Here is a 19,078-nt window from a genome sequence, read left to right on the forward strand (position 1 = left end):
AGTTCTGCAGGATCGTTAAGCTGGACTACATGTTGGACGTCAGGCGTATGCAGGTGCTGCGGGCAGTGATCACCAGTGGTTCCGTCACCGCGGCGGCGGCGCACCTCGGGTACACCCCCTCGGCGGTGAGTCAGCAGGTGGCCGCCCTGGAGAAGCAGACCGGGGTCGCGCTGCTCGAACGGGTGGGGCGCGGGGTCCGCCCCACGGCCGCCGGACGGCTGCTGACCGAGCACGCCGCCACCCTCAGCCGGAACCTCGCGGAGGCCGAGACCGCCCTCGCCGAACTGCGCGCCGGGCGCACCGGAAAGCTCACCCTGCACTACTTCGCGACCTCCGGCGCCTCCCTGGTCGCCCCCGCCGTGACCCGGCTGCGCCGCGACCACCCGGGGGTACGGATCGACCTCCGCCTCACCGAACCCCAGGACACCCCGCTCGACGAGGTCGCCCGCGGCCACGCCGACCTCGAACTCCTGGTCCGCCCCCGGGGGACCGGCGAGTCCCTGCCCGAGGGCATCCGCCTGGTGCATCTGCTCGACGACCCGTACGCGGCGGTGCTGCCCCTCGGCCATCCGCTGGCGGGCGAGGAGGTGCTCGACCTCGCCGACCTCGCCGGGGAGCCCTGGGTCGGCAGCGAACCGCCCGGCCCCTGCCTGGCCCCGGTCCTGGACGCCTGCGCGGCGGCGGGCTTCAGCCCCGACTTCGCGGTGGACAGCCGGGACTACGCGACCGCGCAGGGCTTCGTCGCCGCGGGCCTCGGCATCGGCCTGATGCCCCGGCTGGGCCTGGGCACCCGGCACCCCGGCGTGGTCGTCCGCCCGGTCCGCAATCCGCAGCCGGTCCGCGGCCTCCAGGCGGCGGTCCGCGAGGTCGCCCTGGAGCAGCCGGTCCTCGTCACCCTGATCGAGGCACTGCGGGAGGCGGCGGGCCAGGTCTGACGGGGGCCCGCCGCCGACCCCGCCCCCTGCGCCAGGCCCCCTGCCCCGCCCCTCCGCTCCCGAGCCCGCCTGCCGCACCCGGATCTCCACCGCATCCGGATCTCCACCGCACTCGGCACTCCGCCGCACCCGGCCTCCACCGCCCCGAGGTCTCTCCACCACACCCGGGTCTCCCTCACCCCGAACCCCGCCGGGCTCGCCCTCACCCGTTCGGACACCGCCCGCTGGGCGCGGGCGCCGCGCCGCCGGAAGATCGGCGGCAGGCGAGTACCGGCCGCCGCGCCCCTCCGTGGGCGTATCCAGCAACGGGCGCATCCAGCAGTGGGGGCGGGTGAACAGCGATGGCGCAGCAGGGCAGCGGCCCGGACCGGGATCCGGCCGAAGAGCCCGCAGGCACGCCTCGCCCCGGATCCACGGACCGCACTGAGCCCTCGAACCGGGCTGAGGGCCCGGACCGTACCGAGGCTCCGAACCGGACCGCGGCCCGGAGGCGCCCCGGGCTGCTCGGCCGGCTCTGGTTCTCCGAGCATCTGTGGTCACTGGCGGGCTGTCTGCTCGCCGGTCTCGTGGTGGCGTACGGGCTGCTGCCGCTCGACCATCCGAGTCTGCGCCGTCCCGCGCTCGGCTGGACGCTCTTCCTGCTCGCGCTCGCCGTGGTGGCGGGGCTGCTGCTCTGGCACATCAAGCAGGTGCTGCGGGAGCGCACCGAGAGCCACTCGGGGCTGGTGATCGCCTTCCTGGTGTGCCTGTCGGTCCTGGTGTTCTCCGCCGGGTACTTCGTGCTGGCGCAGGAACCGGGGCAGATGAGCGGCCTGCGGACCCGGCTCGACTCCCTCTACTTCACCGTGACCACCCTGGCGACCGTCGGCTACGGCGACATCAGCCCCCGGGGGCAGGCGGCCCGGGCCGTCACCATCCTCCAGATCAGCTACACCTTCGTCTTCCTCACCGCGGCGGCCACCGCCCTCAGCACCCACGTACGCAAACGGATCGGCCAGGGCCACAAGCACGGCCGGGACCACGGGCACCGTCACCACGGCGCGACGGGACACCACGGGCCGGGGCACACCGAGCCCGCGCCCGAGCGACACGGGAACGGGGACCCCGGGCACGAGGAGCACCCCGGGCAGGAGTAGCCGCCCGGCCCCGCTCACCCCCGCTCACTCCCCGCCTCCCGCACCCGCCTTCCGCGCCGCCTCGCAGGCCGCGCGGAGGTCCGGCAGCCGGGCGGGGCCGGCCAGGCCCAGGTGGTAGAGGTGCAGTTCGCCGGCGCCGGCGCGGGCGAGGCCGGGGAGGTGGCCGGCGGGTACGGGGGCCGGGGCGACGGCGGTGACATAGCTCCCGAGGGCCACCCGCTCCGGCAGCAGCGCGCGGGCCCGGGCCGCCGTGCGTACCGACTCCGCGCCCGGGACCCAGGCCGGGGCGACCACGGCGTCGACGTCCTCCGCGGCGGCCGGGGTCAGTCCGGGCAGGGCGCCGGTGGCCCAGGGGTCGGGGCTGGCGTGCAGGACGCAGCGGACCCCGGCGGGCACGGCTTCCAGGACGGCCTGGCGGAACCGGTCGGTGGCCGACCGGCGGGTGGTGAGCAGCAGGCGGCGCAGTTCCTCCGGCAGCGCGTCGGCCTCGGTGGTCAGGTCCTCGTCGTGGAGCAGCCGGTGGGTCTCGGCGCGCAGCCGGGCGCGTACCTCCCGCGGATCCAGGCCCGCCGCGCTCCAGCCCCGGGCGCAGGACGGGCAGCAGCAGACCGAGAGCAGGCGCTGTACCGCGGGTGACCAGACGGCGTCGGTCTTCTCGTGCTGGTGCTGATGAACGGCGCCGAGCGGGCCGCAGGCCTCCAGGACCACCGTGTCGGGCCGCGTCCCGCGCAGCGACTCGGCGGTGAGGGTGGCCGCGTAGGCGCGCACCCGGGGTTCGGCGGGGCAGAGCGCCCAGGGGTAGTGCTCGCCGAAGCAGTTGGTGACCGTGCAGTCCGGATGGGCGTTGCCCAGCAGGGAGTTGTGGGTCAGCACCAGCCAGGCGGCGGTGCCGAGCCCGCTGTCGGCGAGCAGGCGCAGGGCCTCGCCGCCGCTGTCCGGTCCGCGGACCCAGTCCGGCGCCGCGGGGCGCAGCGCGGCCTCCCGCCAGGCCTCCTCGCGCACCGGGCGGTACAGGGCGGCGTGCCGTGCGAGCACCGAAGTACCGTGCGGGGAGTGGGGAGTTGCGGCGCGGGCGCTGTGGTACGCGAGCGCCACCGCCACTTCCTCGACCCCCAGCTCCACGGCCCGGCGCACGAAGCCGGGGTCGTCGAGGACATCCCAGGGGTACGCGTAACCGGTGATCCTCACGGCGCCTCCTCCCGTACGGCGGCATCCGACCGCACACCCGTCCTCTGACGGAACGTCATGGCGCCTACCACCGCGCTGTGTTGGGGCTGAAGTCCGGGACGAAGCGGCGCATGTAGGTGGCGTCGTCGCGGTGGGTCAGGCCGGAGCGTTCGTAGGTCTCGTGGGCTCTGGCGAGGGCGTCCGGGTCGAGGTCGACGCCGAGGCCGGGGCGGTCGGGGACGGTCAAGGCGCCGTCGGTGAAGGTGAGTTGGCCGGGAGCGATGACATCGGTGGTCTTCCAGGGCCAGTGGGTGTCGCAGGCGTAGCTCAGGTGGGGCGTGGCGGCGGCGGTGTGCACCATGGCGGCGAGGCTGATGCCGAGATGGCTGTTGGAGTGCATGGACAGTCCGACGCCGAAGCTCTCGCAGACCGTGGAGAGCGCCTGGGTGGCGCGGATGCCGCCCCAGTAGTGGTGGTCGGAGAGGAGTACGCCGATGGCGCGGGCCCGCAGCGCCGGTTCCAGGTCGGCGTGGCCGACCACGCACATATTGGTGGCGAGCGGCATCGGCGCCCGGGCGGCGACCTCGGCCATGCCCGCGATACCGGGGGTGGGGTCCTCCAAGTACTCCAGTACGCCGTCGAGTTGCTCCGCGACCCGCAGCGAAGTGGCCACCGTCCAGGCCGCGTTGGGGTCGATGCGCAGCGGGTGGCCGGGGAAGGCCTCGGCGAGCGCGAGGACGGCCTCGCTCTCGCGCTCCGGTGCGAGGACCCCGCCCTTGAGCTTGATCGAGCGGAAGCCGTACTCCCCGATCATGCGGCGGGCCTCCTCGACCAGCGCCTCGGGGGTGAGCACCTCGCCCCAGGGGTCGGCCGGGGCGCCGGTGTCCGGGGCGTGGGCGGCGTACTTGTAGAAGAGGTACGCGGAGAAGTCGACGCGGTCCCGGGCCCGGCCGCCGAGGAGTTCGCAGACCGGGACGCCGAGGGCCCGGCCCTGGGCGTCCAGGCAGGCGGTCTCGAAGAGGGAGAAGACCGTGGCGGCGGTCTTGCGGGCGGAGAAGCCGCCGGTGAGTCCGTGCTGGTCGGTGACGACCCGTCCGGCGAGGGCGCGTTCCAGGGTGGCGCGGATGCCCTGGAGGTCGAAGACGTCGTGCCCGAGGAGTTCGGGCACCGCCTCCCGCACCCGGTCCAGGAAGGCGAGGTCGCCGTAGGACTCGCCGAGGCCCACGATGCCGTCGTCGCAGACGAGTTGGAGGATGCCGCGCAGCGCGTACGGCTGGTGCACGCCCATCACGTTCAGGAGCGGCGGGTCGGCGAAGGCGACCGGGGTGAGCACGGCCTCGCGGATGCGCAGGGCGCTCCGGCGCTCGGGGGCGCGGCGGCCGCCCCGGCGGCGGGGCCCCTCGCTGCTGGTGCCGGAGTAGCTCACCGCGCCACCTCCGCCAGGGCCGCGTAGCCTTCCCCAACAATCCTTTCCAGCCTGCGGAGTTGGTCCGTACCGGGCTCGGCGAGCGGCGGACGCACCGGCCCCGCCTTGTCGCCGCGAAGCCGGGCCGCGGCCTTGACCAGGGACACCGCGAAGCCGGGCGTCTCGTCGCGCAGCGCCACCAGCGGGAGGTAGAAGCGGGCGAGCAGGGTGTCCATCACGGCGGTGTCGCCCTCGGCGAGCGCGCGGTGGAAGCGGTGGGCGATCTCGGGGGCGAAGCAGTGCACCGCCGAGGAGTAGCGCGGGACGCCGATCGCCGCGTAGGCGCGGGCGGAGACCTCGGCGGTCGGCAGCCCGTTGAAGAAGAGGAACTCCCTTGCCCGCTCGGTGCCTTGGGCGCGCACCGCGGTGACGATGCGGCTCATGAGGTCGATGTCGCCGTGGCCGTCCTTGAGTCCGGCGACCGAGGGGATGTCGAGGAGGCGCAGGACCGAGCGTTCGGTGAAGACGGCGGTGGCGCGGTGGTAGACGACCACCGGCACGCTGCTCCCGCCGACCGCGTACCGCACGAAGTCGACGAGTCCCTCCTGCGGTCCGCCGACCAGATAGGGCGGCAGCAGCAACACCCCGTCGGCGCCGCCCTGTTCGGCCGCCGCGAGGGAGGCGCGGGCCGCCGCGGCGCCGCCGCCCGCGCCCACCCACACCGGCACCCGTCCGGCCGCCGCCTCGCGGGCGCGGGCGAGCAGCGCGGCGTGCTCCCCGGGCGCGAGCGAGCTGAACTCGCCGGTGCCGCAGGCCACGAAGAGCGCGCCCGCCCCGGCCGCCACATGGGCCTCGACCGCCTGGCCGAAGGCGTCCAGATCGATGTCGAGGCTCTCGGTGAAGGGGGTGAGCGGGAAGGCGAGGAGACCGTCGAGACCGCTCGGGTGCGGCGTGGCGGAGGGGGTCGACTGGGGCACCGGGCCGGACGACTGGGCCATGGGTCCTTCTTTCGGGCTTACGGGCTTACGGGCTTACGGGCTTACGGCGGGGTATCGGGTGGGGCGGCGGAACCGGAGCGCGGCTCAGGGCGGCCGGGGGGCGGCAACTGCCGGACCACCGGCGGCCGGAGCGGCCCGGACGGCCGAACCGGCGGGCAGGGCAAGGGCGTTCATACGAGCGCCGTCGAGCCGTCGCCCTTGCCGCGGGACTCGTCGTCGGTGCCCGCCGGGGAGGAGGTGTCGCAGGGCCCCCGGTCGTCCTCGCCGCCGATCGCCTCGACGAGGGCGTCGGTGGTGGCGCTGCGCTCGGGGGCGAGCAGGCCGAGGCCGGTGAAGAGGGTGAGGGAGACCAGGACCGGGGTGGCGATCAGCGCGGTCTGGCCGGTGTCGAGGACGTAGTACACGAGGGCGTAGGCAAGCAGACCGCCGGCCCAGGAGGTGAGTGCCGCGCGGGCGCCGCAGCGGCGGAAGGCGGGCAGCATGCCGAGGAGCAGCGGGATGGAGATCGGGCCCATCAGGGCGGCGACCCAGTTGACGACGATCTGCAGGACCCCGCCGAGGTTCTCGGCCTGGGTGGCGACGCCCATGGTCAGGAGCACGAAGACGACCGTGGTGAGGCGGGCGGCGGTCAGTCCCTGGCGGTCGGTCCAGGCTCGGGCGCGGCGGCTCATCACCGGGATCATGTCGCGGGTGATGACGGCGGAGATGGCGTTGGCGTCGGAGGAGACCATCGCCATGGTGTGCGAGAAGATCCCGGCCAGCACCAGGCCGATCAGGCCCGGCGGCAGGAACTCGGTGGTCATGATCGCGTAGGCGTTCTCGGGTTTGTCGATGCCGGGGATCAGCAGCGGCGCGGCGAACATCGGGAACATCAGCACGAGCGGCCACAGCAGATAGAGCAGCGAGGACAGCGCGGCGCCGCGGCGGGCCGCGCGGGTGTCGGGCGCGGCCATGTAGCGCTGCGCCAGGTTCCACATGCCGCCGTTGTACTCCAGGGTCTTCACCAGGACGTAGACGAGCAGGAAGACGGTGGTGTACTTCGGGGTCGTCGGATTGTGGTGGCTCGCGGGCAGCTCGCCCCACATGGTCCACAGGGACTCGATCCCGCCCAGCTTGCCGAGCACCACCACGATCATCACGAGCGCGGCGACGGCCTGGATGACGAACTGGCCCAGCTCGGTGAGGGCGTCCGCCCACAGCCCGCCGACCGTGCAGTAGAAGAGAGTCACCACGCCGGTGATGACGATGCCCAGGTTGTAGTCGACGCCCGCGAAGACGTGCAGCAGGGTGGCGACCGCGAACCACTTGGCCGCGATGTCGAAGATCTTCAGCAGGCTGCCGCTCCAGGCCAGCGCCTGCTGGGTGGTGACGCTGTACCGCTTGGCGAGGTATTCGAGCGGGGAGGCCACACCGAGCCGGGAGCGCAGCCGGTTCCAGCGCGGCGCGAACAGCCAGGTGCCGATGCCCACACCGATGCCGATACTGGCGAAGCCCCAGAAGTAGACGGTGATCCCGCTGGTGTAGGCGACGGCCGCGTAGGCGACGAAGAGCACCGCGCTGTAGCCGGACATGTGGTGCGAGATGCCGGTCAGCCACCAGGGCATCCGGCCGCCCGCGGTGAAGAAGTCCTTGACGTCGCCCACCCGTTGGTGCGACCACCAGCCGATCAGCACCATCAGACCGAAGTACGCGCACATCACGGTCCAGTCGAGTCCGTGCACGGCCGACCCCCTTCTCGTCCTGACGCCCGGCCGGCCGCGGTCGTCCCCGCCGCGCCCGCTCCACCCACGCGTCCACCCGGGCCGCCGGAGCGGCAGCCGTCACCGATGCGGCAGTCATGCGCGCCATCCGTCTATCCACATACGTGAATTGACTGTGTTATGGTGAACGAGTTCATCCATGGGAATTTCGTTCCGGGACGCTAGCCTTACCGTGGTCGGCAGTCAACGGCCAGGACAGAACTGAACGGAACTGAGGGGCGACATGCCGAATAAGGGCGAGCGGGCCGCGAGTTCGGGCACGGCCGCGAAGGCGGCGGGCGGCGCGGCGGGCGGGCCGGCGGCCGGGGCGGCCGAGTCCGGCGGGGTGAAGTCGGCGCGGCGGGCCATCGAGCTGATCGAGGCCTTCGCGGCCACCGACGCCTGGCTCTCCCCCTCCGACCTGCACACCGGCATCGGCTTCCCGCGCTCCAGCCTGCACGGACTCCTGCGCACCCTCCTGGAGGCGGGCTGGCTGGAACTCGACCAGAGCTCCGGCCGCTACCGCCTCGGCGTGCGCGCGCTGATCTGCGGTACGGCCTATCTGGACCGCGACCCGGTGGTCCCCTATGCCACCGAGACGCTGGAGAAGATCCGCAGCGAGACCGGCTGCACCACCCACTTCGCCCGCCGCAACGGCGCCGAGGTGGTCTATCTGGAGACCCGCGAGGCCAAGCGCTCCACGCATCTGGTCTCCCGCGTCGGCCGCACCCTGCCGGCCCACGCCACCGCGCTCGGCAAGGCCCTGCTCGCCGAGCTGACCCAGGAGGAGATCGACCAGCTGCTGCCCGCGAAGCTGCCCGCGCTCACCCCGCGCACCCTGGTCTCCCGCGCGGACCTGCACGCCGAGTGCGCCCGCATCCGCGAGAGCGGCTACGCCTCCGAAGTCGAGGAGGGCACCTCCGGCGTACGGTGCGTGGCCGCCGTCATCCCCTACCGCATCCCCGGCACCGACGCGCTGAGCTGCTCGATGCCCGCCGCCGAGGTCACCGACGCCGAGGCCGCGCGCATCGGCGAGGTCCTCGCGGACGCCACCGCCGACCTCGGCCGCAGGCTGCGGCGCGCCGGGGTGCGGTGACCCGACCCCGGGGCCCGCGGCCCCGGCCCATCTGAGGAGAGCTGCACATGGCGGAATCCACGGCTCCGGCGACCGGCCGCGCGCCGCACCAGCGGGTGCTGATCACCGGCGCCGCCGGCACCGTCGGCACCCTGATGCGCCCGCGGCTGCGGCGCCCCGGGCGGACCCTGCGGCTGCTCGACCTGGCCGCGCAGCCCGCCGCCGGGGACGGCGAGGACGTCGAGCTGCTGACCGCCTCGGTCACCGACCCGGAGGCGATGGCGGCGGCCTGCCGGGACGTGGACGCCGTGCTCCACCTCGGCGGACTCAGCCGGGAGAACACCTGGGAGGCCACCCTCGACGTCAACATCCACGGCACCCGCACCGTCCTGGAGGCGGCGCGCGCGGCCGGGGTACCGCGGGTGATCCTCGCCTCCAGCAACCACGCGGTCGGCTTCCGCGACCCCGCCGAGGGCGGCCCCGGGGGCCTGCCCGCCGACTCCTCGCCGCGCCCCGACACCTACTACGGGGTGAGCAAGGCGGCCATGGAGGCGCTGGGCAGCCTCTACCACTCCCGGTTCGGCATGGACGTGCTCGCCGTCCGCATCGGCTCCTGCTTCGAGACCCCGCTCGCCCTCGGCCCGCGCGGGCTCGCCACCTGGCTCTCCCCCGACGACGGCGCCCGCCTCTTCGAGGCCTGCCTCACCGCCCCCTCCCCCGGCTACCGCCTCCTGTGGGGCGTCTCCGCCAACACCCGCCGCTACTACTCCCTCACCGAGGCCGAGTCCCTCGGCTACACCCCCCGGGACGACGCCGAACGCTTCGCCCCTCAACTCGACCCGGACGGCGCCGCGTCGGCGGATCCCGATCGGTACGTGGGCGGCGGCTTCTGCACGATGGCGCTGGGGGAGGCGGAGCCTTCGGCGGGCGGGGTACGCCCGGCGCCCGGGCGGGAGGAGGGTGCCGGGTCCGGCTCTGTGGAGGCTGCGGGGTCCGGCTCTGTGGCCCCTGCCGAGACCGGCCCGGCGGAGGCTGCCGGGTCCGACTCCGTGGGGCCTGCCGGGACCGGCCCGGCGGAGGCTGCCGGGACCGGCCCGTCGGGGGCCGGCGACACCGCCCCGGCCCCCGTCTGGAGCGTCGACCCCCGTACGGGCACGCGGCGCGAGCAGGTCGCCGTCGAGTCCGGGGCGGCGGAGGTGGACCGGGCGGTGCGCGCGGCGGCCGGGGCCGCCGAGGCGCTGCGGGACCGGGCGCGGCGGGCGGCCTTCCTGCGCCTCGCGGCCTCGGCCCTGGAGGGCGCCGAGGACGAGATCGTGCCGCTCGCCGACGCCGAGAGCGCGCTCGGCGCACCCCGCCTCAGCGGTGAACTCGCCCGCAGCGCCTACCAGTTGCGCTCCTTCGCCGAGGTCGTCGAGACCGGCGGCTACCTCGGCCTGCGCATCGACCACGCGGACACCGGACCGGCCCGCCCCGATCTGCGCCGGATGAAGGTCCCGCTCGGCGTGGTCGCCGTCTTCGGGGCCGCCAACTTCCCGCTCGCCTTCAGCGTGCCCGGCGGCGACACGGCCAGCGCCCTCGCCGCGGGCTGCCCGGTGGTGGTCAAGGCCCACCCGGACCACCCCGCCACCTCGGAGCTGTGCGCACGGCTGCTGCGCGGGGCCGCCCGCGAGAGCGGACTCCCGGCCGACGTCCTCTCGCTGGTGCACGGCTTCGAGGCCGGCACCGCACTGGTCCGGCACCCGCTCACCGCCGCCGTCGGCTTCACCGGCTCGGTACGCGGCGGCCGCGCCCTGCACGATCTCGCCGCCGCCCGCCCCCGCCCCATCCCCTTCCACGGCGAACTCGGCAGCCTCAACCCCGTGGTGCTCACCGCCCGCGCCGCCGCCACCCGGGGTGCCGAGCTGGGTGCCGGGCTCGCCGCCAGCTTCACGCTCGGCACCGGCCAGTTCTGCGTGAAGCCCGGCCTCGTCCTCGTACCTGCCCAAGAGGTCTCGGTGGAGCGGGAGTTGGTCAAGGCCGCGGCGGAAGCCCCGGCCCGGCCGCTGCTCGATCCGCGGATGCGGGAGGCCTTCCTCGCGGGGGCGGCCGAGCGGGCGGCACTGCCCGGCGTCGAGGTACTGCTCGCAGCGGGCGCCGAACCGACCCCCGAGGCCCCCCTCGCGGTACGCCCCGGGGTGCTCGCCGTCCCCGCCGCCCGACTGCACCCGCGGCTGACCGAGGAGTGCTTCGGCCCGCTCACCGTCCTGGTCCGCTACGCCGACGAGGACGAACTCGGCGCGGTCCTCGGCCAGTTGGACGGCAACCTGACCGCCACCGTGCACCTCGCCGCCGAGGAGCGCGGCCCCGGCGCCGAGGCCCTCCTGCGCCGCCTCGAACCGCTCGCCGGACGGCTGGTCGTCGACGGCTGGCCCACCGGCGTGGCCGTGGCCCCGGCCATGCAGCACGGCGGCCCGTACCCGGCGTCGACCAGCAACACCACCTCGGTCGGCACCGCCGCCATCGACCGCTGGCTGCGCCCCATCACCTACCAGAACACCCCCGACGCACTACTGCCCCCCGAACTGCGCGAGACCAACCCGCTGTGTTTGCCACGGGAGTTGAGCGCTTAGCGGGGGGGGGGAGGCGGGCGGGGCAGGGGCCTTGTCACCGCAGCAAGAGATCCCTCAGGTCACTCAGGTCACCACTTGATGCCCTGCTCCGTATCTCCCTTCCCCTTCACCACTTGATGCCCTGCTCCGTCTCGCTCGCCGTCAGCAGGCGGTTGGCGGTGCCCAGGCCGCCCGGAACGGCGGCGGCGGACAGCAGCCGTTCGGCGAGGGCCTCGCCGGTCTCGGGTGGGACGACGAGGAGTTCGAAGGTTCCCTGGGTCTCGGAGTCGAGGACGATCTTGTGCGGGTCCCGCCGGTCGGTGAACCAGCCGACCTGCACGGTGTACCCCTCGACGTGCACCTTGTGCGGGATCAGCGGCCAGTGGGCGGGATTGACGCGGGCGCCGCCGATCTCCCCGCACCGCTCGGCCAGGGCCGCGGCCAGCGCGGGCAGTTCACGCGTCAGATCCCGGGACCGCGGCCACCAGGCACCCACCGGCCCGCGCTCCCCGGTCGGCCCGCCCTCCTCGGCACGGTCGCCCCGGTCGGCCTCGTCCATCCCTTCGGGCACCAACGACAGGCGGGCCGACGGCAGTTCGTTTCGGCTCGCCCTGGCCTTCCCGGGCTTCGTCTTCGTACGGCGCAGCGTGATGTTCATGGTGCGAACCTGCCTCCGGGGACGTCTCGGCGGCTCCGGCTGATCGATCACCGGCAGCGGCACCGACGACCGGGCCGGTGCACGGGACTCCCGGTCATTCCACCGTACTCCGCCCCTATCAGACTAAACCGACCGTATGGGCGCGACCGCGTACGGTATCCGGCCCGACCCGCTCAGCAGCCGAGCCGACAGACCCGCTCGGTGATCGAGGCAGCGATTTCAGTAGTCGAGGGTGTGCTCGCGGACGATGTCGCGGGCCTCGCCGGTGGTGGAGAGGTCCGCCTTGGGGCGGTCGACGGTGAAGTGCTCGCGGAAGTCGTCGCTGCGGTGGCGGGACATCAGCGCGATGGTGCGGTCCCAGCCGCCGCCGTCGGGGCCGTCCTCGGCCCACAGGTCGAGCAGGGAGCTGCCGATCCGGCCCTGGACCGAGTCGCCGCGGTCCCAGTCGCTGTCGCGGTCGTTGTGCAGGTCGAAGGGGGTGCCGTCGACATCGACATAGCGGTAGTCGCCGAGTGCGTACGCGGCCGCCGCGTCGGCGAAGCCCTCGGTCCAGGCGCAGCCGGGGGAGCTCGCGAGGGCGAAGGTGTGCTCCTCGCAGTCGGGGGTGGCGGGCAGCCAGTGGCCGTAGAGCTGCCACTGGAGCCAGTGCCCGGCCTCGTGGAGGATGGTGTGCCGGGAGTCGGCGTCCCCGGCCGCGAGGACGACCTGGTTGCTGTCGCCCACGTCGAAGTAGCCGCCCTCGGTCTCGTCCTTGCCCCAGGAGAAGGTCAACTGCTCGCAGGCGTCGTCGGGTTGGCGGCTCGTCCAGCAGAGCGAACCGCGGGAGTTGGCGTCGGAGGCGGGCCAGTACAGCTCGTTGAGGGTGTCGACGATCTTCCAGGCGGACTGCTGGCCCCGGGGCACCCGCACCACGCCGAGGCTCTCGGACTTCCGCACCTCGGGCAGGTGCCGGGACTCGAAGGTGTACTGGGCGCCGGTGCCCGGATTGACCACCCGCCACAGATTGGCGCTGCTGGAACGGAACTTGAGGTGCACCTCGGTCAGCGGACCGCCCTTGTCGGCGCAGGCCCTGAAGCCGCCCTTCTCGGCGCCGGTCAGCCCGGCGGCGAGCATCCGCGGCTGCGCACCGCCGCCCGCCCTGCCCCACAGCTCCCAGTTGGCGTTCCGGGCCGGCGCCGAGGCGAGCGGCTTGCGGGTGCCCGCCTCCGCGTCCCGGTGCTCGTACCGCAGCGAGCCCCGCAGGCAGACCCGGTCCCCGTCACCGTCCGGGGACCCGGCACAGCCGACCGGGGCGAGCAGCAGCAGGGCCGCGAGCAGCCCGCCCCCGGCCGGCCACCGGCGCCCGCGCCCCGCCCGCCGCCGCGCACCCCCGCTGAACCCGCTCATCCCGACGCCACCGCTTCCGCTCCCTCACCCGTGCCCGTACCCCTTTGGCCTGCAAGGACGAAGTATCGGACGGAATTCCGGTACGGGCGAGTAACGGCGGTACGGGGGCGGGTGCGGTCCGCTCCCCGGTGCACGCACAGCTAAGGAACTGTGCACGGACAGCCAATTCGCCGGAGCCCGGAGCTGCGTATTTTGGCCCCGTCGGGCAGATCGAGACCACGGGAAACTTCCGTGCGCTGCCCGGCGGACTCACCCAGAGACCGGGACGAGGGACTCCCCGCCCGGCGCTCATGGAAGGGAACGACCATGTCAGGAACGGCAGTTCACATTCCCGGAACCCTCTCACGCATGTTCGGCGCGGATGACGATGAGGACAGCGGCTGGGGCTGAGCGGACAGGTGCGGGGGCGCGACCGCGGCGAGGGGCCGATCCCGTACGGGCTCCCGCAGGACGCGTACTCCTCGCGGCGCCCACCCCCGCGGAGACGCGGCAAGCCTCTCCGCGGCGCCGCGGTTGTGCTCCCGCCCCCTCGCGCGCGCAGTCCTCAACCCGCCCCCGCCAGTTCCTTCTCGAACGGATGCGGGCCGATGTCCTCCGGGGCGGCGGTCGGGTCGTAGAGAGGGGTGTAGCCCGCGGTCAGGTAGAGGTTCTTGGCCTCGGGCTGGCGGGGGCCGGTGGTCAGGTAGAGGCGGGTGTAGCCGCGGGTGGCGGCCTCCTGTTCCAGTTCGGTCAGGACCCGGCGGGCCAGGCCCCGGCGGCGGTGTGCCGAGTGCGTCCAGACCCGTTTGACCTCGGCGGTCCTCGCGTCGTAGCGGCGGAAGGCGCCGCCCGCGACCGGCCGCCCGTCGGCCAGCAGGAGCAGCAGTACCCCGTGCGGCGGGGCGAACTCGGTGTCCGGGTAGCGGGCCAGTTCGCGGTGCGCCTCGGGGCCGTAGCGCGCGGTGTACTCGTCCGCGAGTTCGCGGAGGAGGGGCGCGGCCAGCGGGTCGGAGACCGCCACCTGGACGACGGTCAGGGCGGAGGAGGTACGGCTCCCGGGGGACGCGGCGTGCGAGCCGTCCGCGGCGGCCGGTGCCTGGGTGCCGTCCACGGAGGTGGTGTTCACGGAGGTGGTGTCCACGGAGGTGCCGTCCACGGAGGTGGTCATCCGGCCACCGCCACCGCGGCGGCCGGGGCCGCGCCCGCCTCGGCGTCGGACTGGATCTTCGCGAGGAGGTGCGGGCCGCGGTCGGCGCCCTCCCGGTCGCGCCGGGCGACGCCCTCGCGGACCAGCGGGATGACATGGCGACCGAAGTCGATCGCGTCGCCCAGGAGGTCGTAGCCGCGGGCGGAGAGGATGTCGGTGCCGAGGTCGTAGTAGTCGAGCAGCGCCTGGGCGACGGTCTCCGGGGTGCCGACCAGGGCATTGGAGTTGCCGGCGCCGCCGCTGGCCGCGGCGGTGGGCGTCCACAGGGCGCGGTCGTAGCGCTCGCCGCGTTCGGCGAGGGCGAGCAGGCGCTGCGAACCGGTGTTCTCGGGTGCGGTCAGCCGGGCCTGCAGCCGCGGGTCGGTCACCGTGGCGCGGCGGGCCCGGATGGTGGCGACGGTGCGGTGCGCCTTCTCCCAGGCCAGTCGCTCGGTCGGCGCGATGACCGGCCGGAAGGCGACCTGGATGCGCGGGGCGTCGGTGCGCCCGGCCGCCTTCGCCGCGGCGCGGACCGCCTCGATCTGCCGGGCGGTGTCGGCGAGCGACTCGCCCCAGAGTCCGTAGACGTCGGCCTCCGCACCCCCGGCGGCGTACGCGGCCGGGGAGGAACCGCCGAAGGAGACCCCGGGGCGCGGCTGCTGCACCGGGAAGACATCGCTCACGAAGTCGTGGAAGCGGTAGAACTCGCCCTCGTGGTCGAAGCGTTCGCGGTGCGTCCACACCTTCTTGACGATCTCGATGTACTCCCGGGTGCGGGCGTACCGCTCGTCCTTGGTCAGCAGATCGCCCTCGCGGGCCTGCTCGTGGTCGTCGCCCCCGGTGATGAAGTGCACCGTGAGGCGGCCGTCGCTGATCTGGTCCAGGGTGGCGAAGGTGCGGGCCGCGTAGGTCGGGTACGCGACGTTCGGCCGGTGCGCGAGGAGGATCTCCAGCCGGTCGAGCCTGCTCGCCAGGTAGGCGGCGGCCGGGGCCGGGATCGGCGAGCCGGAGCCGTAGGCGAAGAGCACCCGGTCCCAGCCGTGGTCCTCGTGCGCCCGGCCGAGCCGCAGCGTGTACTCCTTGTCGAAGGACGGACCGGAACGCACGTCCGTCTCCGAGCCGTTGTGGGTGGCGGCGATGCCGAGGAACTCGACGGGCATGAGGGGCGGCCTTTCGCGGGGAGGGCGGGTAGGGCGGCATACGGGAAGGGGCACAAGGAGCGGGCCGTTGCGGGGCGGCTCAACTCCCTTGCGGGTGCGGGGTTTTACGGTGGATCTCCGGCGGCTGTCGGCGGCCTCCGGCAACTGCCCTTGGCTTTCCGGTACGAGGCCGTCCGGTACGCGGAACTCCCGTTCCTGGACCGCCCGTACGACGACCCCGCCCATAAGAGGACTTCCGTACGAGAACTTCCCTACGAGGGCCTCGCGTTCGGAGACTTCAGGGGAAGCGGCGGTACGGGCGACAGGGCGCGGAGGGTGGAGAAGGAGGGGAGCCGGGGGCGGGCGTCGCTGCCGGGGCGGGCGCGGTCCTGCGAGGTCAGCGGCTACAGGAGGCGGACCACACGCGGCCGAAGTCGATGTGGTCGCGGGTGACCAGCGGCAGGCTCCTCTGCATGGGGCCAGTGGAACACCGGGCATTCGGTGCGTCAACCACGCTTTCGGGAGCCCGGGCGCCCACCTGCGGCGGTTGATACGGCGTTCATCGGGCCGATACAGAGTTCATGCGGGTGTCACCTTCGGCGGGCCGGGCCGGGCCGGGCGAGGTGCGGTGCGGGCCAGGTCGGGTCGAGGTGCGGTGCGGTGCGGTGAGGTGAGGTGGAGTGGAGTGGGTCGGGGTGGGGTGAGGCAGGCGCCGGGCGGGCTTCCGGCAGCCGCTCCCGCCGGTCCCCCCGCGCCGCACCGCCCCTCCCCTCACCAGCCCTGCCGGGCCGCCGCTGCCACCCGGGCCGGTTCCTCGCAGGCGAGGAGGTCGATCAGGAGTCCGCGGACGAGGGCGAGGGCCCGGGTCGCCCGTGCCTCGGCGGCCGGTGCGCGGGTGGTGCTCGACGGGCGGGGAGCGGGTGGTGCTCGACGGGCGGGGAGCGGGCGGGCCTCGACGAGGCGGTGGCGCGGCTGCGCGCGGAGGGGGTCGAGGTGACCGGCGCCGCCTTCGACGTGACCGAGCGCGGGGCGGCCGAGGAGGCGGTGGCGGCGCTCGGCACGCTGGACGTCCTGGTCAACAACGTCGGCCACCGGGACCGGCGCGGCTCCGAGGAGCTGACGCCGGAGGACCTGGCGCGGCGGCTGCTCGACGTGCACCTCACCTCCGCGTACGCGCTGAGCCGGATCGTCGCCCGGGAGCTGAAGAGCCGCGGCAGGCCCGGGCGCCTCATCAACGTCTCCTCGGTGATGGCGCGGCCCGGCCGCCGCGGGGATGTCGCCTACACCGCCGCGAAGTCCGGCCTGGACGGGCTCACCCGGGCACTCGCGGCCGACCTCGGCCTTCGGCATCACCGTCAACGCCGTCGCCCCCGGCACCTTCGCCACCGACGTCAACGCCCGCCTCGCCGAGGACCCCCAGTGGGCGGACTGGCTGAAGTCCCGTACCGCGCTAGGGCGTTGGGGCAGGCCGGAGGAGATCGCGGGGCTCGTGGTCTTCCTCGCCGGGCCGTCCTCGTCCTTCCTCACCGGCCAGTCCATCGCGGTGGACGGCGGGATGACGACGACCTTCTGACCGCCGGGGCGGCCCGGCGCGTACGGCGCTTCTCAGGCCGGGTCGGGCACCCGCAGCCGGAGCAACTCCGCGTGGCGCAGGGCCTGGTCGAGGAGTTGGGAGACATGGTGGTCGTAGAGGTCGTAGACGACGCTGCGGCCACGGCGGGTGCCGGTGACCAGGCCCAGCTCGCGCAGCAGCCGCAGTTGGTGCGAGCAGGCCGACTGCTCCATGCCGACCGCGCTCGCCAACTCCGTTGCGGGGCAAGGTCCTTCGCGCAGGCGCGCCAGGATCCGCAGCCGGGAGGGGGTGCCGAGGGCGTGCAGGGTGGCGGCGGCGTCCCGGGCGGTCTCGGCCGTCAGCCGGGTGTGCGGCAAAGCGGTGCCGCTGCCGACCCCCGGGCCTGCAGAAGCGTTCATTCCGTGGCCCATGCGCCGCATCCTACGGACCGGGGTGCGGGGCGGTCCGCTGAGCGGAGCATCGCGTCCGATAGCCGTTCCCGGCGAGGCTCTCCCCGGGCCTCGGCGGCTCGGGCATGCGAGGCCCGCTCGTTCGTACGCCCGGTCGGTACGGCTCCCGCTCCCCGGCCCCTGGCGGCGGACCGCCCGGCCGGAACCGCAGGAAGCACCTCAGAACCGGTCGTCCGGTAGGCCAGGCGACGACGCCTGCCGCGCCCGGCGGCCCTCCGGCCGGGCGGGTCCGTGCCTCCCGGGCCGGGTCGCGGCACCCGGACCGGCGATTGGCCGGAATGCATCCCTCGGTCCCGCCGGAACCCCTTCCCCGGAATGTCCGTCATTCAGGACAAGAGGGGGGATGAGCGAGAAGGAGGAGCAGCCATGAGCGTCGAGCCGCCGCAGGCATGGAACCCCCAACCGCCCGCCGCCCGGGGCGGGTTGACCGGAGGCGAGTTCCCTCCGCCGGGACCGCCGGTGCCGCCCGGGCCGCCGGTGCCACCCCGAGCGCCGTCCGCGCCGGAGGCGCCCGCCTCGCCGGAGCTGCGGTTCGCGGTGCTCGGGCCGCTGACGGTGGAGCGGGACGGGGTCCCGGCCCACCTCGGGGCGGTCATGGAACGCTCGCTGCTCGCCCTGCTCGCGCTGCGCGCGGGCGAGACCGTCGCCCGGGAGGAGGTCATCGACGCCCTGTGGGGCGAGCATCCGCCGCCCTCCGCCTGGTCGCTCGTGCACAGCCATGTGGCGCGGCTGCGGCGCTGGATCGAGCCACGCCGCCACACCGGCCCGGCCACCATGCTGGCGGGTGACGAGGGCTACCGGCTCCAGGTCACCGCCGACCGCCTCGACCTGCTGCGCTTCCACCAGGCGGCGGAGCGGGCGGAGGCGGCGTACGCCCGGGGACCGGCCGCCGCACGGCCGCTGTTCGCGGCGGCGCTGGGCTGCTGGCGCGGCCCCGTCCTCTCCGACCTGCCGAGCCGGCTGCGCGAGCACCCGGCCGCCCTCGCCGCCACCGCGCGCCGTATCGACGCCGCTCTCGTACACGCCGAACTGGCCTGCGCGCAGGACGCGTTCGAGGAGGCACTCGGCCCGCTCGGCACCCTCGCCGAGGAGGAGCCCCTGCACGAGGGCCTGGCCGCCCGCCTCATGCTGACCCTCGCGGCGGCCGGTCGCCCGAACCCGGCCCTGGAGGTCTACGAGACGCTGCGGCACCGCCTCGCCGAGGAGCGCGCGACTGCCCCGGGTCCGGAGGTCGAGCGCGCCTACGCGCGTCTGCGGGAGACCCACCGGCCTTCTCCATCCGCCACCGGACAGCGCGGCGCCTACGCGCACCCGCGGGAGACCCGGGGCTGAGCCCACCGCCCCGGCGGCACCTCCCCCGCACACCCTCGCGCCGCTCCGCACGCCTCCGGCTTCCGCGCCCAGCTCCGCCGCCCAACCCCGAGATCCCCCGGAGTCGTACCCCGAGAACACCCTGAGGCCGCCTCCTCCGACTCCCCCACAGATCCCCCATCACCCCCCGACACCTGTCAGAACCTTTTGACAGGTGCCGGGCGGGGGTGTCAGCTTCTCCTGACAGGTACCGGAGAGGGGGCGCCATGAGCCAGGACGCCATCAGCCGAGAGCCGCCCCCGCACCCGGACGGGAACCAACTCCCGGGCGGGGCGCCACTCTTGGGCGGCAAGC

General features: G+C 74.4%; 14 protein-coding genes and 1 pseudogene. 6 read left to right on the forward strand and 9 right to left on the reverse strand.

Annotation, left to right across the window (positions count from 1 at the left end):
• Positions 1-29: 29 nt before the first annotated feature.
• Together HFV08_RS06595 and HFV08_RS06600 are read left to right on the forward strand one after the other, a co-directional pair.
• Complete coding sequence (locus HFV08_RS06595; protein ID WP_168536774.1) at positions 30-935, forward strand: LysR family transcriptional regulator; 906 nt, start codon at positions 30-32, stop codon at positions 933-935.
• A gap of 341 nt (positions 936-1,276) precedes the next feature.
• Entirely contained in the window at positions 1,277-2,071 is a 795-nt protein-coding gene (locus HFV08_RS06600) for a potassium channel family protein (RefSeq protein ID WP_168536776.1), read from the forward strand.
• A gap of 24 nt (positions 2,072-2,095) precedes the next feature.
• On the opposite strand, the gene HFV08_RS06605 is transcribed toward HFV08_RS06600, so the two are convergent.
• The 4 genes from HFV08_RS06605 to HFV08_RS06620 form a co-directional block, all read right to left on the reverse strand.
• Entirely contained in the window at positions 2,096-3,259 is a 1,164-nt protein-coding gene (locus tag HFV08_RS06605; RefSeq protein ID WP_168536778.1) for a hypothetical protein, read from the reverse strand.
• A gap of 64 nt (positions 3,260-3,323) precedes the next feature.
• Positions 3,324-4,589, reverse strand: a complete 1,266-nt coding sequence (locus HFV08_RS06610; RefSeq protein ID WP_168537169.1) for an enolase C-terminal domain-like protein — start codon at positions 4,587-4,589, stop codon at positions 3,324-3,326.
• A 71-nt stretch (positions 4,590-4,660) separates the two neighbouring features.
• A complete protein-coding gene (locus HFV08_RS06615) occupies positions 4,661-5,641 on the reverse strand; it encodes a 5-dehydro-4-deoxyglucarate dehydratase (protein WP_168536780.1) in 981 nt (326 codons plus the stop codon).
• A 170-nt stretch (positions 5,642-5,811) separates the two neighbouring features.
• Entirely contained in the window at positions 5,812-7,362 is a 1,551-nt protein-coding gene (locus HFV08_RS06620; RefSeq protein WP_168536782.1) for a sodium:solute symporter family protein, read from the reverse strand.
• 262 nt (positions 7,363-7,624) lie between these two features.
• On the opposite strand from HFV08_RS06620, the gene HFV08_RS06625 reads away from it, so the two are divergent.
• Together HFV08_RS06625 and HFV08_RS06635 are read left to right on the forward strand one after the other, a co-directional pair.
• The gene (locus HFV08_RS06625; RefSeq protein ID WP_168536784.1) at positions 7,625-8,476 is read left to right on the forward strand and encodes an IclR family transcriptional regulator; all 852 of its coding nucleotides are present in this window, start codon (positions 7,625-7,627) and stop codon (positions 8,474-8,476) included.
• Between the two features lie 47 nt (positions 8,477-8,523).
• The gene (locus HFV08_RS06635) at positions 8,524-11,064 is read left to right on the forward strand and encodes an aldehyde dehydrogenase family protein (protein ID WP_210429936.1); all 2,541 of its coding nucleotides are present in this window, start codon (positions 8,524-8,526) and stop codon (positions 11,062-11,064) included.
• Positions 11,065-11,170: 106 nt separating this feature from the next.
• Here HFV08_RS06635 and HFV08_RS06640 read toward each other — a convergent pair whose 3' ends face one another.
• The 4 genes from HFV08_RS06640 to HFV08_RS06655 form a co-directional block, all read right to left on the reverse strand.
• Positions 11,171-11,701 (reverse strand): DUF5994 family protein, encoded by a 531-nt coding sequence (locus HFV08_RS06640; RefSeq protein ID WP_168536786.1) that lies wholly within the window; start codon positions 11,699-11,701, stop codon positions 11,171-11,173.
• A gap of 219 nt (positions 11,702-11,920) precedes the next feature.
• Positions 11,921-13,087 carry a metalloprotease gene (locus HFV08_RS06645; RefSeq protein WP_246341557.1) on the reverse strand — a complete coding sequence of 389 codons (1,167 nt, stop codon included), beginning with the start codon at positions 13,085-13,087 and terminating at the stop codon, positions 11,921-11,923.
• A gap of 544 nt (positions 13,088-13,631) precedes the next feature.
• Positions 13,632-14,234, reverse strand: a complete 603-nt coding sequence (locus HFV08_RS06650; protein WP_168536788.1) for a GNAT family N-acetyltransferase — start codon at positions 14,232-14,234, stop codon at positions 13,632-13,634.
• Positions 14,231-15,412, reverse strand: coding sequence for an LLM class flavin-dependent oxidoreductase (locus HFV08_RS06655; RefSeq protein ID WP_168536790.1), 1,182 nt, complete (start codon positions 15,410-15,412; stop codon positions 14,231-14,233). The genes HFV08_RS06650 and HFV08_RS06655 overlap by 4 nt, the downstream gene beginning before the upstream one ends.
• Positions 15,413-16,066: 654 nt before the next feature.
• On the opposite strand from HFV08_RS06655, the pseudogene HFV08_RS31075 reads away from it, so the two are divergent.
• Positions 16,067-16,964 (forward strand): annotated as a pseudogene (locus HFV08_RS31075) (SDR family oxidoreductase).
• Between the two features lie 32 nt (positions 16,965-16,996).
• On the opposite strand, the gene HFV08_RS06665 reads toward HFV08_RS31075, so the two are convergent.
• Positions 16,997-17,374: an ArsR/SmtB family transcription factor gene (locus tag HFV08_RS06665; protein WP_210429938.1), complete on the reverse strand. Its 378-nt coding sequence runs from the start codon at positions 17,372-17,374 to the stop codon at positions 16,997-16,999.
• A gap of 405 nt (positions 17,375-17,779) precedes the next feature.
• Between HFV08_RS06665 and HFV08_RS06670 the strand changes: the two genes are divergently transcribed.
• On the forward strand, positions 17,780-18,745 hold the full coding sequence (locus tag HFV08_RS06670; RefSeq protein WP_168536794.1) for an AfsR/SARP family transcriptional regulator: 966 nt from the start codon (positions 17,780-17,782) through the stop codon (positions 18,743-18,745).
• Positions 18,746-19,078 lie beyond the last annotated feature (333 nt).

This window comes from Streptomyces physcomitrii (assembly GCF_012273655.1).
Taxonomy (GTDB): domain Bacteria; phylum Actinomycetota; class Actinomycetes; order Streptomycetales; family Streptomycetaceae; genus Streptomyces; species Streptomyces physcomitrii.

Excerpts from the sequence above, each read along its gene's own strand:
- HFV08_RS06595 (WP_168536774.1), top strand. The coding sequence starts at position 30 with ATGTTGGACGTCAGGCGTATGCAGGTGCTGCGGGCAGTGATCACCAGT.
- HFV08_RS06600 (WP_168536776.1), top strand. The coding sequence starts at position 1,277 with ATGGCGCAGCAGGGCAGCGGCCCGGACCGGGATCCGGCCGAAGAGCCC.
- HFV08_RS06615 (WP_168536780.1), bottom strand. The coding sequence starts at position 5,641 with ATGGCCCAGTCGTCCGGCCCGGTGCCCCAGTCGACCCCCTCCGCCACG.
- HFV08_RS06625 (WP_168536784.1), top strand. The coding sequence starts at position 7,625 with ATGCCGAATAAGGGCGAGCGGGCCGCGAGTTCGGGCACGGCCGCGAAG.
- HFV08_RS06635 (WP_210429936.1), top strand. The coding sequence starts at position 8,524 with ATGGCGGAATCCACGGCTCCGGCGACCGGCCGCGCGCCGCACCAGCGG.
- HFV08_RS06640 (WP_168536786.1), bottom strand. The coding sequence starts at position 11,701 with ATGAACATCACGCTGCGCCGTACGAAGACGAAGCCCGGGAAGGCCAGG.
- HFV08_RS06645 (WP_246341557.1), bottom strand. The coding sequence starts at position 13,087 with ATGAGCGGGTTCAGCGGGGGTGCGCGGCGGCGGGCGGGGCGCGGGCGC.
- HFV08_RS06650 (WP_168536788.1), bottom strand. The coding sequence starts at position 14,234 with ATGACCACCTCCGTGGACGGCACCTCCGTGGACACCACCTCCGTGAAC.
- HFV08_RS06655 (WP_168536790.1), bottom strand. The coding sequence starts at position 15,412 with ATGCCCGTCGAGTTCCTCGGCATCGCCGCCACCCACAACGGCTCGGAG.
- HFV08_RS06665 (WP_210429938.1), bottom strand. The coding sequence starts at position 17,374 with ATGGGCCACGGAATGAACGCTTCTGCAGGCCCGGGGGTCGGCAGCGGC.
- HFV08_RS06670 (WP_168536794.1), top strand. The coding sequence starts at position 17,780 with ATGAGCGTCGAGCCGCCGCAGGCATGGAACCCCCAACCGCCCGCCGCC.